The 14523-nt window shown below is 72.1% G+C and carries 11 protein-coding genes; 6 read left to right on the plus strand and 5 right to left on the minus strand.

Annotation, left to right across the window (positions count from 1 at the left end):
• The first annotated feature begins 4 nt into the window (after positions 1 to 4).
• Positions 5 to 1201 (plus strand): cytochrome P450, encoded by a 1197-nt coding sequence (locus ACIBHY_RS47585; RefSeq protein ID WP_397258399.1) that lies wholly within the window; start codon positions 5 to 7, stop codon positions 1199 to 1201.
• A gap of 119 nt (positions 1202 to 1320) precedes the next feature.
• On the opposite strand, the gene ACIBHY_RS47590 is transcribed toward ACIBHY_RS47585, so the two are convergent.
• The 4 genes from ACIBHY_RS47590 to ACIBHY_RS47605 are packed head-to-tail and all read right to left on the minus strand — an operon-like array spanning position 1321 to position 7781.
• Positions 1321 to 4098 carry a DEAD/DEAH box helicase family protein gene (locus ACIBHY_RS47590; RefSeq protein ID WP_397310237.1) on the minus strand — a complete coding sequence of 926 codons (2778 nt, stop codon included), beginning with the start codon at positions 4096 to 4098 and terminating at the stop codon, positions 1321 to 1323.
• 19 nt (positions 4099 to 4117) lie between these two features.
• Positions 4118 to 5848, minus strand: coding sequence for an aspartate--tRNA ligase (gene aspS / locus ACIBHY_RS47595; RefSeq protein ID WP_397258403.1), 1731 nt, complete (start codon positions 5846 to 5848; stop codon positions 4118 to 4120).
• On the minus strand, positions 5845 to 7101 hold the full coding sequence (gene hisS, locus ACIBHY_RS47600; RefSeq protein WP_397310238.1) for a histidine--tRNA ligase: 1257 nt from the start codon (positions 7099 to 7101) through the stop codon (positions 5845 to 5847). The genes aspS and hisS overlap by 4 nt, the downstream gene beginning before the upstream one ends.
• Positions 7101 to 7781, minus strand: coding sequence for an MBL fold metallo-hydrolase (locus tag ACIBHY_RS47605; RefSeq protein WP_397258407.1), 681 nt, complete (start codon positions 7779 to 7781; stop codon positions 7101 to 7103). The genes hisS and ACIBHY_RS47605 overlap by 1 nt, the downstream gene beginning before the upstream one ends.
• 139 nt (positions 7782 to 7920) lie before the next feature.
• Here ACIBHY_RS47605 and ACIBHY_RS47610 point away from each other — a divergent pair, with 139 nt between their 5' ends.
• From ACIBHY_RS47610 to dinB, 5 genes are all read left to right on the plus strand, one after another.
• Entirely contained in the window at positions 7921 to 8799 is an 879-nt protein-coding gene (locus tag ACIBHY_RS47610) for a peptidylprolyl isomerase (RefSeq protein WP_397258409.1), read from the plus strand.
• Between the two features lie 60 nt (positions 8800 to 8859).
• The gene (locus ACIBHY_RS47615; protein ID WP_379624685.1) at positions 8860 to 10089 is read left to right on the plus strand and encodes a DUF349 domain-containing protein; all 1230 of its coding nucleotides are present in this window, start codon (positions 8860 to 8862) and stop codon (positions 10087 to 10089) included.
• A gap of 82 nt (positions 10090 to 10171) precedes the next feature.
• Entirely contained in the window at positions 10172 to 10429 is a 258-nt protein-coding gene (locus tag ACIBHY_RS47620; protein WP_397310239.1) for a hypothetical protein, read from the plus strand.
• A gap of 21 nt (positions 10430 to 10450) precedes the next feature.
• A complete protein-coding gene (locus ACIBHY_RS47625) occupies positions 10451 to 10861 on the plus strand; it encodes a cupin domain-containing protein (RefSeq protein WP_397258413.1) in 411 nt (136 codons plus the stop codon).
• A 33-nt stretch (positions 10862 to 10894) separates the two neighbouring features.
• The gene (dinB, locus tag ACIBHY_RS47630) at positions 10895 to 12076 is read left to right on the plus strand and encodes a DNA polymerase IV (RefSeq protein ID WP_397310240.1); all 1182 of its coding nucleotides are present in this window, start codon (positions 10895 to 10897) and stop codon (positions 12074 to 12076) included.
• Between the two features lie 243 nt (positions 12077 to 12319).
• Here the strand turns inward: dinB and ACIBHY_RS47635 are convergent, their stop codons facing one another.
• Entirely contained in the window at positions 12320 to 14512 is a 2193-nt protein-coding gene (locus ACIBHY_RS47635) for a RelA/SpoT family protein (protein WP_379622495.1), read from the minus strand.
• Positions 14513 to 14523 lie beyond the last annotated feature (11 nt).

Below are 14523 nucleotides of genomic sequence, written 5' to 3' on the forward strand. Positions count from 1 at the left end.
CTCCGTGCCGGAGAAACTACCGTTCGAGTTCCTTTTCGCGCCCGACTTCAGCCGCGACCCCTACACCGCCTACGACGGCCTGCGCGCCGGGGGTCCGGTGCATCCGATCGACTTCCCGCCCGGGATGGACGCCTTCCTGATCATCGACCACGAAGTCGGGCGCGCCGCGCTCAACGACCCCAGGCTGTCGAAGGACATCACGGTCTTCGGCGACTACTTCCGCAAGCTCGCCGACACCAACGACCTGCTGTTCCAGTCGAACATGCTCCAGGTCGACCCGCCCGAGCACACCCGCCTGCGCCGCGTGGTCTCCAAGGACTTCACCCCGCGGCGGGTCGAGGCCCTGCGCCCGCGCGTCCAGGAGATCACCGACGAGCTCATCGACGCCATGGAGATGAACGGCAGCGCCGAGCTGATCGACGAGTTCGCCTTCCCGCTGCCGATCATCGTCATCTGCGAGCTGCTCGGCGTGCCCGCCGAGGACCGCGAGCTGTTCCGCGATTGGTCGGGGCGGCTGGTCAACCCCAGCTTCGACCCCGAAGGCACAAGGGTGCGGCAGCAGGCGGCCCGCGACACGCACGCCTACTTCGCGAGCCTGGTCGCCGAGCGGCGCGCCGACCCACGCGATGACCTGGTCAGCGCCCTGGCCAACGGCGGCGACCTGGACGAGCGCGAGCTGCTGTCCACGCTCACGCTGCTGCTGATCGCCGGGCACGAGACGACGGTCAACCTCATCGGCAACGGCATGCTGGCCCTGCTGCGCAACCCCGACCAGCTCGCGCTGCTGCGCGGCGAGCCGGAGCTGCTGCCGGACGCGATCGAGGAGTTCCTGCGCTTCGACGGGCCGGTCGAGCGCTCCACTCCCCGCTTCGCCGCCGAGGACATGGAGATCGCCGGGGTGGCGGTGCCGCGTGGCGCGATGGTGCACATCTCGCTGGGCGCCGCGGGCAGCGACCCCGCCGCCGTCTCCTCGCCGCGTGAGCTCGACATCACCCGCCGCGACAACCGCCACCTCGCCTTCGGCCACGGCATCCACTTCTGCCTGGGCGCGCCGCTGGCCCGCCTGGAGGGGCGGATCGCCATCGGCACGCTGCTGGCCCGCCTGCCCGGCCTCGCGCTGGACTGCGCGGAGGAGGAGCTGGCGTGGCGGCCGCCGGGCTCGGTGGTGCGGGGCCTGACGCGGCTTCCCGTCCGCTTCTGATCGCCGGTACGGCCACCGCCCGCCGCTCGGGGTCGCGGCGGGCGGGGCCATGCTCAGCCCGGGACGTGCCAAGCGCCGGACGTGCCAAGCACCGGACTTCGCCGAGCGCCGGACCGTGCTCAGCGCCAGGTGACGCGCAGGGCGGTGGCGACGTCCAGGGGCGAGCCGCCCGCCTGCGCGGCCAGGATCCCCGCCCCTTCCGGCGAGCGTGTGTAGAGCGGCTCGCCGAGGCTCACCCAGCGGTTCCACGCCTTCGCGAACGCCTGCGCGTCCTTCCTGCGCTCGCCGAGGGCCTCGGGCACCGCGTGGTGGACGACCGCGTTCGGCTCCGGGTGGCCCGCCATGAGCGCCCGCCCCTGCCGGCGTCCCGGCTCGACCAGGTAGCGGGGCACCAGGTAGCGCGGCGCGACCGGCGCGGTCAGCACCTCGTCCAGCGCGAGGCTGAAGCGCCGCGAGGCCGCCTCCGGGACACCGCGCAGCTCGATCCAGTAGGCGCCGGCGCCGTCCGGCTCCACGTGCACCGCCCGCGCTCCCTCGGGCACCTGCCCGGCCGCGTGCAGGGCGTCGGCCACGGCGCAGGCGATCGCGGGCAAGTCGAACTGCCCTGCCACCTCGCGCAACGCCGCCTGTCCCGCGGTGGCGCGACGGGCGCGCCGTACCAGGAGGAAGGCGGCGGCGCCGAGCGGCAGCCCGCCGGGAAGCGCCAGCGGGAGCGCGTCGGCGACCAGGACGGCTGGCGCCTCGGCGAAGCCCGCGGCGAGCCAGGCGGCGGCGCCCGCGACCCATCCGGCGGCGCCCGCGAGCAGGTGCGGGCGGCGATCGAGACGGGGGCGCGGGCTGATGCCGCGCTCGGCGGGCACCGCGCGCGGCGGCTCCGGACGGCTCACCGCCGGGCGGGCGGCGGCGCGGGCGGGCTCGACGCGCAGGCTGTGCACCGGCAGGTCCTCATACGGCGAGCCGACCCGCCACAGCTCCCGCACCCTGGCCCGGTCGGCCGCCCGCTCCAGCATCGACGTGTTGAACCGGTCGAAGCCGGACACCGGAGGCGGCGCGTAGGGCGACAGCTCGGGATGCACGTGCGCGACCCCGGCGGCGATCGTCCCGGAGTCGGTCAGCCCGAAGTAGCCGTCGTGCTTGCGGACGAACCGCTCCCAGTCGGCCGACCCCTTGGGATGCTCGGCGCTGACGCAGACCACGGACCAGGTGTTGGCCACCTTCTCCGGCCACGCCGGGTCCGCGCGCAGCCCGCGCCCGCGCATCTGCACGACCGCGCCCGCAGTCGTGGCCTCGGTGAGGTCGACGACCGTGTTGACGCCCTTGGCGTCCCAGCCCTCGCCGAGCATCGCCCGGGTGCCGACCAGGACCGAGCAGCCGCCGGACTCCAGGAAGCGGGTGGCGAGGGCGACCCAGGCGCGGCTGTTCCAGGAGCCGGTCACCTCGACCACGCCCCGCGCGCCGGGCGGGATCGGGTCCAGGCGGGCCGTACCCGCGCAGAACGCGGCGAAGGCCGCGGCCGTGGCGGCCGGTGCGGCGACCGTGCGGCCGGTGACGAGCATGGGGTGCAGCCGCGCGGTACGCGGGTCGGCGGCCAGCGTCTCCAGCACCAGCCTGGCCGACCCGGCCTGCTCGTCCAGCACGCCCGACAGGCGCGCGGGCAGCGTGGCGGTGGCCCGCTCGTGGTCGCACAGCACCAGCGCGCGCATCCGCTCCCCGAGCGCGGCGTGCTCGGCGGCCAGAATCTCCGCCACCGCCACCGTCTTGGCCTCGCTGCGCGCCACCACCCGGTCGACCGGGGTACGGCCGGCCCGCACGCCACGCGCGGTCAGCTGGTAGCCGATCGACGGCAGCGCCAGCCGGATCGCCTCGACGGCCGCCGCGTCCGCGGGCTCGCCGCCCCGCCGCAGGCAGCGGCGCACGTAGTCGTCGAGCAGGCAGACCCAGTCGTCGGCCGTGGGCCGGTGACGGTGCTCCTCACGGACGCGGGCGCCCTCCGGCAGCGGCAGCAGCCCGGCGTGGTGCAGGCGCAGCGCGGCGGCGGCCAGCGCGGGCTCGCGGCGTTCGAGCCGCTGCCAGGTCATCGCGTCGTCGCCGCGGTGGACGAGGCGGCTGTCGAGCCATCGCAGGAAACCCACGGTGGCGAAGCCGGGGTCGAGCAGGTCGGTGGTGAGCTCGGCGAAGCGCTCGGCCTCGGCGGCCAGCCACGCCTGCTCGTGCGCGGTCGGGCAGGTCAGCCACGCCAGCTCCGCGTACGGGGCCAGGTGGCCCTCGCGGACCACGGCCGGGATCGAAGGACCGCGCACCACCGGCCCGAACAGCTCCTCGACCAGCTCGCCCTGCGCCGGGGTGAGCCGGTCGGGCGGGGTGGCGGTCAGCCCGATCACGGTGGCCTCCGGCAGCCGCCGCAGGACCTCGGCCAGCAGCTCGCCCCAGGTGTCGAGCAGGTGGTGGCACTCGTCGAGCAGCAACGTCACCCGGCCGAGCGCGGCCAGGCGCTCCACCAGCTCGCGGCCCGCCGGGCGCAGCCGGTCGAGGTGGGCGGGCCGCCTGCCGCCCTCCTCGTCGATCTCGGCGTCGGGGTCGAAGCTGGCCAGCGCCTGGTAGGTCAGGACGGTGACGTCCTCGCCGAGCAGGCGCGAGGTGCCGGCGCGGGCCTTCTCGCCGAAGGCGCGCCACTCGGCCAGCCATTGGCCCTGGATGGCCGTGTTGGGGCCGAAGGCCACGATCGGGGCATCCAGCCTTCTGGCCGCCTCCAGGGCCGTGAGCGTCTTGCCGGTGCCGGGCGGTAACACGACCCAGGCCCGGCGCCGTCCGGCCGCGAACGCCGCCTCCAGCGCGTTCAGGGCCTGTCGCTGGTGGCGGCGCAGCGGCTTGGGGGCGGCGAGACCGGCATATCTCACGCGGACCTCACGCTCGCGGCTACTCCTTGGGCTTGGCGTCGACGCCGGCTTCCTTGCGCTGCTCGGCCGTGATCGCGGTCGGGGCGCCGGTCAGCGGGTCGAAGCCGGAGGCCGTCTTGGGGAAGGCGATCACGTCGCGGATCGACTCGCCGCCGGCCAGCAGCATGCAGATGCGGTCCCAGCCGTAGGCGATGCCGCCGTGCGGGGGCGGGCCGTACTGGAAGGCGTCGAGCAGGAAGCCGAACTTGCTCTCGGCCTCCTCCTTGGAGATGCCGAGCACGTCGAAGACGCGCTGCTGCATCTCGGCCCGGTGGATACGGATCGAGCCGCCGCCGATCTCCATGCCGTTGCAGACCATGTCGTAGGCGTAGGCCAGGGCTTCGCCCGGCTTGTCCTGGAAGTCGGCGGCGTACTCCGGCTTGGGGCCGGTGAAGGGGTGGTGGACCGCGGTCCAGCCGCCCTCGCCGTCCTCCTCGAACATGGGGGCGTCGACGACCCAGAGGAAGGCCCACCGCGAGTGGTCGATGAGGTCGCAGCGGCGGCCGATCTCCAGGCGGGCGGCGCCGAGCAGGTCGCGCGAGGAGTTGCGGGCTCCGGCGGCGAAGAAGATCGCGTCGCCGGGGGCCGCCTTGACGAAGGCCGCGAGCCCGTCCTGCTCCTGCTGGGAGAGGTTCTTGGCCACCGGGCCGCCGAGCGTGCCGTCCTCCTGGACCAGCACGTAGGCCAGGCCCCTGGCGCCGCGCGACTTGGCCCAGTCCTGCCAGCCGTCGAGCTCCTTGCGGGTCTGGGAGGCGCCGCCCGGCATGACGACCGCGCCCACGTAGTCGGCCTGGAAGACGCGGAACGTGGTGTCCTTGAAATACGCGGTGACGTCGACGAGCTCCTGGCCGAAGCGCAGGTCGGGCTTGTCGGAGCCGTAGCGGGCCATCGCGTCGGCGTAGGTCATCCGCGGCAGCGGGGCGGGGATCTCGTAGCCGAGGATCTCCTTCCACACGCGGCCGATCAGCGCCTCGCCGACGGCGATGACGTCCTCCTGGTCGACGAAGGACATCTCGATGTCGATCTGGGTGAACTCCGGCTGCCGGTCGGCGCGCAGGTCCTCGTCGCGATAGCACTTGGCCAGCTGGTAGTAGCGCTCGAGACCGGCCACCTGCAGGAGCTGCTTGAACAGCTGGGGCGACTGGGGCAGCGCGTACCAGTTGGACGGCTGCAGGCGCACCGGCACCAGGAAGTCGCGCGCGCCCTCCGGCGTGGAGCGGGTGAGCGTGGGCGTCTCGACGTAGACGAAGCCGAGCTCGTCCATGACCTGGTTGGCCAGGAAGGTGGCCTTGGAGCGCACCCGCATGGCGTTGCCGACCTGCTGGCGGCGGATGTCGAGGTAGCGGTACTTCAGCCGCGCCTCCTCCGACACCCCGGTGTTGCCCTCGATGGGGAAGGGCAGCGGCGCCGACTCGCTGAGCACCTCGACCTGGGTGGCGACGACCTCGATGTCGCCGGTGGGCAGCTCGGGGTTGGCGTTGCCCTCGGGCCGCACGCGTACCTCGCCGACCACCTTCACGCAGTACTCGGCGCGCAGGTCGTGGGCGTGGTCCTCCTCGCGGAAGACCACCTGGGCCGAGCCGGAGGCGTCACGCAGGTCGATGAAGACCACGCCGCCATGGTCGCGGCGCCGGGCCACCCATCCTGCGAGCGTCACCTGCTGCCCAGCGTGCTCCTTGCGGAGCTCCCCGGCCTTATGCGTGCGGATCACTGCACTTTCCCCTTCAGAACGTCCACGACCTGGGCCAACGGCACCTCGGTCTGCTCAGCGGTGGTCAGGTCTTTCAGTTGTACGGCTTGCGCCGCCAGGTCACGCTCACCCAGGATCAGCGCGAACCGGGCGCCGGAGCGGTCCGCGCCCTTCATCGCACCCTTGAGCCCCTTGCCGCCGAAGGACATGTCGGCGGCGACGCCCGCCGCGCGCAGCCGGCCGAGGAGCTTGAACATGGTCCGGACGGCCTCGTCGCCCAGCGCCACACCGTACACCTCGCAGCGCGGCGGGGTGGCGGGCTCGATGCCCTCGCGGCCGAGGGCGATGACGGTGCGGTCCAGGCCGAGCCCGAAGCCGATGCCGGGCAGGCGCGGACCGCCGATGGCCTCCGACAGGCCGTCGTAGCGGCCGCCGCCGCCGATGCCGGACTGCGCGCCCAGCAGCGGGTGGTCGAACTCGAAGGTGGTGCGGGTGTAGTAGTCGAGGCCGCGTACCATCCTGGGCTCGTCCTGCCACGGGATGTCCAGGTCGGCCAGGTACTGCTTGACGCGGTCGTGGTAGGCCTTGCAGTCGGCGCACAGGTGGTCGCCGATGAGGGGCGCGTCCTCGAGCTGCTCGCGCACCTCGGGCCGCCGGTCGTCGAGCACGCGCAGCGGGTTGATCTCGATGCGGGCGCGGGTGGCCTCGTCGAGGTCGAGGCCGCGCAGGAAGTCCTGCAGGCGGGTGCGGTAGAGGGGGCGGCACTCGGCGCAGCCCAGCGAGTTGAGCAGCAGGCGCACCTGGGTCAGGCCGAGCGCGGTGTACCACTGCCAGGCCAGCGCGATGGTCTCGGCGTCGACGGCCGGGTCCTCGCTGCCGACGGCCTCCAGGTCGAGCTGGTAGAACTGCCGGTAGCGGCCCTCCTGGGGCGCCTCGGCGCGGAAGACCGGGCCGCCGGTCCAGACCTTGACCGGCAGCTGCCCGCGGTGCAGGCCGTACTCCAGGACCGCGCGCAGCACTCCGGCGGTGAACTCCGGGCGCAGCGTGAGCGAGCGGCCGCCGCGGTCGGTGAAGGTGTACATCTCCTTGCTGACGACGTCGGTGGACTCGCCGACGCCGCGCGCGAACAGCTGGGTGTCCTCGAAGACCGCGGTCTCCAGGTAGGAGTAGCCGGCGCGCCTGGCGGTCTCGGCGAACGCCTGGCGGATGGCGTAGAACGTCGAGGCCTGCGGAGGAACGTACTCCTTGACGCCCTTTGGTGCTTGGAAGCTCATTAGATCCCTCGTGTGGGACCGGCGTGCGGCGCTGCTTCCTTCAGGTAAGGATTGGTGGCGCGCTCGCGGCCGATCGTGGTCTGTGGTCCGTGGCCCGGCAGGACGATCGTCTCATCAGGCAGCGGCAGGCACTTGGCGGCCAGGCTGCGCAGGATCGTCGGATAGTCGCCGCCCGGCAGGTCGGTGCGGCCGATGGAGCCGGCGAACAGCAGGTCACCGGAGAACATGATCTCGTCCTCGGGCAGCCGGAAGCTCACCGACCCCCTGGTATGGCCGGGGGTGTGGTCCACGACGAGCTCCAGTCCGGCCAGCTTCAGCACGGCGCCGTCGGACAGCTCCTTCACCTCGTCCGGCTCGCTCAGCGTGATGCCGCCGAACAGCTGCGCGGAGGTCTCGGACCAGCCTTTGGCGGGATCGCTCAGCAGATCGCGGTCTTCCGGGTGGATCCACGCGGGAATGTCACGCGCGCCGCACACCGGGGCCACGGACCAGACGTGGTCGAGGTGCCCGTGCGTCAGCACGACCGCGACCGGCTTCAGCCGGTGCTCGCGCAGCAGCTCGTCTACGCCGTCCACGGCGTCCTGACCAGGGTCGACGATCACACATTCCTCGCCGGCGGCGGGCGCGACGACGTAACAGTTGGTCTGGAAGGCCCCTGCGGGGAACCCTGCGATGAGCATCTGCCTCAGCTGATCTCGTTGAAAAAGCCAATGGGAATGTAACCGAAGGGTACCGGTGCGGGTCGCCGGGCTGCGAACCATTGCCCTTTGGCCGATACGATTCGCCCACCTCAGTTGATTGACTATGGGAGGCAAAGCGGTGGCCACGGGGAAGGACCGGCAGAAGCAGCTGGCTCGTGAGCACTACGAGCGGCAGATGCAGCGCCGCATCGAGCGCGAGCAGCGTAACAAGCGCACTGCGATCATCGGCTCCAGCATAGGCGTCGTCGTCGTGGTCGGCGGCATCGTCGCCGCCGTGGCCCTGTTCAACGGGGAGCCAGGCACGGAGGCGGCGGCCTCGCCCACGCCTGCGGCTTCCGACTCGGCCCAGCCGAGCACCTCGCCGAGTCAGGTCGCGGCGGCTGCGCCGTTCGATCCGAAGACCGGCAAGTGCGGCTATGTGGCCGACAAGAACGGGACCGTGAAGGACGTCGGCATGCCTCCGGCCAAGGCGAGCGTGAAGCCGGCGGCCAAGACGCTGACGTTCGCCACGAACCTGGGCGACATCCAGGTGGAGCTGAACAACGCCAACGCGCCGTGCACCGTCAACTCGCTGGAGTTCCTGGCGAAGAAGAACTACTACGACGGCAGCAAGTGCCACCGGCTGGGCAACGAGAAGTTCCCGATGCTGCAGTGCGGCGACCCGACGGCCAAGGCCGACGGCAAGAGCCAGACCGACGGCATGGGCGGCCCCGGCTACGTGATGGCCGAGGAGAACCTCAAGGGCGCCGCCTACAAGCGCGGTGTGATGGCCATGGCCAAGACGAGCGCGCCCGGGTCGACCGGCAGCCAGTTCTTCCTGGTATATGGCGACATCGGACTCACCCCGGATTACACGCCAGTCGGTACGATCACCAAGGGGCTCGACATTCTCGACAAGGTGAACAAGGCGGGCGTTATCACGCCGGGTCCGGACGGAACGGGAGCGCCCAAGGAAACCCTCCAACTCAAAGACGTGACAATCTCTGGCAAGAGCTGACGTAATACAACTAGGGACGGGTAGTCCCGAAGGGTCTGATGGAAAGTGCGGGAGGACACGGTGAGCACCGACCCGTGGGGCCGGGTAGACGACGACGGCACCGTCTACGTGCGTACGGCTGAGGGAGAGCGGGCCGTCGGCTCCTGGCAGGCCGGTGAACCCGAGGAAGCGCTGGCCTACTTCCATCGCAAGTACGACGAGCTGGCCGGGCAGGTGCAGCTGCTGGAGCAGCGGCTGAAGGGCACCGACCTGGCGCCGGCCCAGGCCGAGGCCAGCATCGTCAAGCTGCGCGAGGCCGTCGCCGACGCCCATGCCATCGGCGACCTGGCCGCGCTGACGGCCCGCCTCGACGGGCTGTCGGAGCTGGTCGCGCACCGCCGCGAGGAGGTCAAGGCCGCCCGCGAGCACGCGCGCGTCGAGGCCAAGGCGGTCAAGGAGCGCATCGTCGCCGAGGCCGAGCGCATCGCCGAGGAGACCACCCACTGGAAGTCCGGCGGCGAGCGGCTTCGGCAGCTCGTCGAGGAGTGGAAGGCCGCCGACCGCATCGACCGCGCCACCGAGGCCGGCCTGTGGAAGCGGCTCTCCGCCGCCCGCACGGCCTTCGCCAAGCGTCGCAAGACCTACTTCGCCGGGCTCGACGAGCAGCGCGAAGGCGTGCGCGCCGAGAAGGAGCGCATCGTCGCCGAGGCCGAGGCGCTGGCGGAGTCCACCGACTGGGGCCCCACCGCCTCGGTCTACCGCGAGCTGATGCAGCGCTGGAAGTCGGCGGGACGGGCCTCACGCGACGCCGAGGACGAGCTGTGGGCCCGTTTCAAGGCCGCGCAGGACGTGTTCTTCCAGGCCCGCTCCGCCGTCTTCGCCGAGCGGGACGCGTCGCTCGCGGCCAACGCGGAGGCCAAGGAGGTGCTGCTCGTCGAGGCCGAGAAGATCCTCCCGGTCACCGACGCGCGGGCCGCCCGCGGTGCGCTGCGCCACATGCTGGAGCGCTGGGAGGCCGTCGGTCCCGTGCCGCGCGAGCAGCGCGACCGGCTCGAAGGCGGGCTGCGCAAGATCGACGAGGCCGTGCGCAAGGCCGAGGACGCGGAGTGGAAGCGCTCCAACCCCGAGGCCCGCGCCCGTGCCCAGAGCACCGTCGACCAGCTCCGCACCTCCATCGAGCAGTTGGAGAAGCGCCTGGCCAAGGCCGAGGCCGCCGGCCGGGCCAAGGACGTCAAGGAGGCCGAGGAGGCGCTGACGGCCCGCCGTTCCTGGCTGGAGGAGGCCGAGCGCACGCTCGCCGAGTTCAGCTGAGCCTCGCCACGGCGAACGCCGGCCGGTCACGTCCGGCCGGCGTTTTTCGTGCGTCCACGTCCGCGGCTTCACCGGCTCCGGGGTGGACCGGGAGATCGTCTTCGTCACCATGAACTGCGCGAGCACCGAGCCGGGCACCCTGCCGGTGTCGGTGCGGAACATCACCATGCGCGACACCCGCGCCGACGCCGTGCTCAACCTCGACGGCCTCGCAACCGGCCACCTGACGGACGTACGCCTGGACAGGTGCCGGCTCACCGGGATCACCGGGCCCGACAAGATCGCGTTCACCGACGGCCTGAGGCTGCGCGAGGTCTTCGTCAACGGCGTCGAGGTCTGACCGCGTGAGAAGGTGGCCGCCATGGACGCCTTCCACCGCAAGCTCCACCACATCGCCCCCGGCGGGCTGACGGCCGACACCGCGCAGACCGGGGGCATGCGCCGCCTGGCAGCCATCAGCGGCGCCTCCGTGGGCTCCAGCCGCCTGTGGATGGGGCAGACGCACGTCGCCCCGTCCACGACCTCGGCCGACCATCACCACGGCGAGTCCGAGACCGCCATCTACGTCGTCAGCGGCACCCCGCGCTTCGTCTTCCTCGACCCCGACGGCGGCGAGGAGGTGCGCATCGACGCCAAGGCCGGCGACTACATCTACGTGCCGCCGTTCGTCCCGCACCGCGAGGAGAACCCCGACCCCTCGCAGGAGGCCGTCGTGGTCATCGCCCGCAGCACCCAGGAGGCCGTCGTCGTCAACCTGCCCGGCCTGCGGTAGCCCTGATCTTGCCTTCCATGCGAACATGTGTTCGTGAGCGAAGCGACGATCCTCCACGCCGACCTCGACGCCTTCTACGCCTCGGTCGAGCAGCGTGACGACCCGCGCCTGCGCGGCCGTCCGGTCATCGTCGGCGGCGGCGTGGTGCTGGCGGCCAGCTACGAGGCTAAGGCCTGCGGGGTCCGCACCGCGATGAGCGGCGGCCAGGCCCGCCGCCTGTGCCCGCGCGCGATCGTGGTCGAGCCCCGCATGTCCGCCTACTCCGAGGCCAGCAAGGCCGTCTTCGACGTCTTCGAACGCACCACGCCGCTGGTCGAGGGCCTGTCCATCGACGAGGCCTTCCTCGACGTCGGCGGCCTGCGCGAGATCTCCGGCCCGCCCGGCCACATCGCCGCCAAGCTCCGCCGCGACGTACGCGAGCAGGTGGGCCTGCCCATCACCGTCGGGGTGGCCCGCACCAAGTTCCTGGCCAAGGTGGCCAGCGGCGTCGCCAAGCCCGACGGCCTGCTCGTCGTCCCGCCGGACGGAGAGCTGGACTTCCTCCATCCCCTGCCGGTCGAGCGCCTGTGGGGCGTGGGCCCCGTCACCGCCCGCAAACTCCACGCCCTGGGCATCACCACCGTGGGCGAGGTGGCCGCCCTGCGGGAGTCCACGCTGACCGCCCGCCTCGGCCCCGCCGCCGGACGCCACCTGCTCGCCCTCGCGCTCAACCACGACCCGCGCCCCGTGCGCACAGGCCGCCGGCGGCGCTCCATCGGCGCCCAGCGCGCCCTGGGCCGCACCCGGCGTACCCGCCGGGAGCTCGACGCCATCACCATCGGCCTGATCGACCGCGTCTCGCGCCGCCTACGCGCCGCGGGCCGATGCGCCCGCACGGTGGTCCTGCGCCTGCGCTTCGAGGACTTCACCCGGGTGACCCGCTCCCACACCGTCCCGCAGGCCACCGACGAGACCTCGGCCCTGCTGGCGACCGCCCGCCGCCTCCTGGCCGCCGCCGCGCCCCTGATCGACGAGCGCGGCATCACGCTGCTGGGCTTCGCGCTCACCAACCTCAGCGACTCCGCCGCCCTGCAGCTCGCCCTCCCCTTCGACGAGCCGCGCGCCCTGGACACGACGGTCGACTCGCTCCGCCTGCGCTTCGGCTCCGCCGCCGTGACGCGCGCCGTGCTCCTCGGCCGCGACGACGAGCCCGCCGTCCCCCTCCTGCCCGACTAGGAGGTACGGCTCCGCTCCCGCCCTCCGAAGCGGCCTGAGCATCCCCGGAAGGCTCTCTGAACTCCCGCGCGCGCCGAGCCCGGCCCACGAAGGCCCGAGCGCTGTTCACACCCGCCCGGAACCCTTGGGCGCCGCCTCAGCGCGAGGCACCGCTCCACCGAAGCGTGCGCGGCTCCCGTCAGGGGCGACGGCGCCTCGGGATCACACGTGCGGGCCGGGCGGCGGGCCGTACCGGACGAGAGGTCAGCTGCCGGCGCCGCTGACGCGGTAGACGTCGAAGACGCCCTGGATGCTGCGGACCGCCTTCAGCACGTGCCCCAGATGCTTGGGGTCGCCCATCTCGAAGGTGAACTTGCTGATCGCCACCCGGTCCCGCGACGTGGTCACGGACGCGGACAGGATGTTGACGTGCTGGTCGGACAGGGTGCGGGTGACGTCGGACAGCAGGCGGGGCCGGTCGAGGGCCTCCACCTGGATGGCCACCAGGAAGACCGAGTCCTCGCTGGGCGACCAGCTGACCTCGACGAGCCGGTCCGGCTGCTCCTTCAGCTGCTGGACGTTGGTGCAGTCGGCCCGGTGCACCGAGACGCCGTGGCCCCGGGTGACGAAGCCGACGATCTCGTCTCCCGGCACGGGGGTGCAGCATTTGGACAGGCGTACCCACACGTCGGCGTCGCCCGCCACGACCACACCGGCCCCGCCGCCGCCGCGCGGGCGGCCCTTGAGGCGCGTGGGCAGCGAGGTCTCGGCGATGTCCTCCTCGGCGCTCTCGACGCCGCCGATGGAGGCCACGAGCTTCTGCACGACCGACTGGGCGGCGATGTGGCCCTCGCCGACGGCGGCGTAGAGGGCGGAGACGTCGGGGTAGCGCAGGTCGCGCGACAGCGCCAGCAGCGCCTCGCCGGACATCAGGCGCTGCAGCGGCAGCCCCTGCTTGCGCATGGCGCGGCCGATGGCCTCCTTGCCCGCCTCGATCGCGGTCTCGCGGCGCTCCTTGGAGAACCACTGCCGGATCTTGTTGCGGGCGCGGCCGGACTTGACGAACTTCAGCCAGTCGCGCGACGGGCCGGCGTCGGGCGACTTCGAGGTGAAGATCTCGACGGTGTCGCCGTTGCCCAGCCGCGACTCCAGCGGCACGAGGCGGCCGTTGACGCGGGCGCCGATACATCGGTGGCCGACCTCGGTGTGGACGGCGTAGGCGAAGTCGACCGGCGTCGCGCCCTCGGGCAGTGCCACGACCTGGCCGCGCGGGGTGAAGACGTAGACCTCGGAGACCGACAGGTCGAAGCGGAGCGACTCCAGGAACTCGCCCGGGTCGGAGGTCTCCTTCTGCCAGTCGAGGAGCTGGCGCAGCCAGGCCATGTCGCTGCCCGGCTTGACCTTGCCGGGCGGGGCGGCGGCGCCGACCTCCTCCTTGTACTTCCAGTGGGCGGCCACGCCGTACTCGGCGCGATGGTGCATGGCGTGGGTGCGGATCTGCAGCTCGACGGGCTTGCCCTCGGGGCCGATCACCGTGGTGTGCAGCGACTGGTACATGTTGAACTTGGGCATCGCGATGTAGTCCTTGAACCGGCCGGGCACCGGGTTCCACCGCGCGTGGATCGTTCCGAGGGCCGCATAGCAGTCGCGCACGCTGTCGACGAGCACGCGGATGCCCACCAGGTCGTAGATGTCGTCGAAGGCGACGTCCCTGGCGATCATCTTCTGGTAGACGGAGTAGTAGTGCTTGGGCCGGCCCTTGACCACCGCGCGGATCTTGGCCTCGCGCAGGTCGCCGGAGACCTTCTCGATGACCTCCTGCAGGAACAGGTCACGCCGCGGCGCGCGCTCCGACACCATTCGCGCGATCTCGTCGTAGCGCTTGGGGTAGAGCATCGCGAAGGCGAGGTCTTCCAGCTCCCACTTGATCGTGTTCATGCCCAGGCGGTGGGCGAGAGGCGCGAAGATCTCCAGCGTCTCGCGGGACTTCTGCTGCCGCTTGTGCTCGGGCAGGTAGCGCATCGTGCGCATGTTGTGGAGGCGGTCGGCCAGCTTGATGATCAGCACGCGGATGTCGCGCGACATGGCCACGACCATCTTGCGTACGGTCTCGGCCTGCGCGGCGTCCCCGAACTTGACCTTGTCCAGCTTGGTGACGCCGTCGACCAGCGAGCCGATCGTGTCGCCGAAGTCGCCGCGCAGCTCCTCCAGGCCGTAGGCGGTGTCCTCGACGGTGTCGTGGAGGAGCGCGGCGCACAGGGTCTCGTCGTCGGTGCCGAGCTCGGCCAGGATCGTGGCCACGGCGAGCGGGTGCGTGATGTAGGGGTCGCCGCTCTTGCGCTTCTGATCGCGGTGATGGTACGCGGCCACGTCGTAGGCACGCTCGATCAGGCGCAGGTCAGCCTTGGGATGGGTAGCCCTGACCGTCCGGAACAAAGGTTCCAGCACCGGGTTCATGGCCCCACCCC

Source organism: Nonomuraea sp. NPDC050547 (assembly GCF_044457345.1).
GTDB lineage: Bacteria > Actinomycetota > Actinomycetes > Streptosporangiales > Streptosporangiaceae > Nonomuraea.

Coding starts and splice junctions, on each gene's coding strand:
- hisS (WP_397310238.1), bottom strand. CDS start 7,101: ATGAGCTTCCAAGCACCAAAGGGCGTCAAGGAGTACGTTCCTCCGCAG.
- ACIBHY_RS47635 (WP_379622495.1), bottom strand. CDS start 14,512: ATGAACCCGGTGCTGGAACCTTTGTTCCGGACGGTCAGGGCTACCCAT.
- ACIBHY_RS47605 (WP_397258407.1), bottom strand. CDS start 7,781: ATGCTCATCGCAGGGTTCCCCGCAGGGGCCTTCCAGACCAACTGTTAC.
- ACIBHY_RS47625 (WP_397258413.1), top strand. CDS start 10,451: ATGGACGCCTTCCACCGCAAGCTCCACCACATCGCCCCCGGCGGGCTG.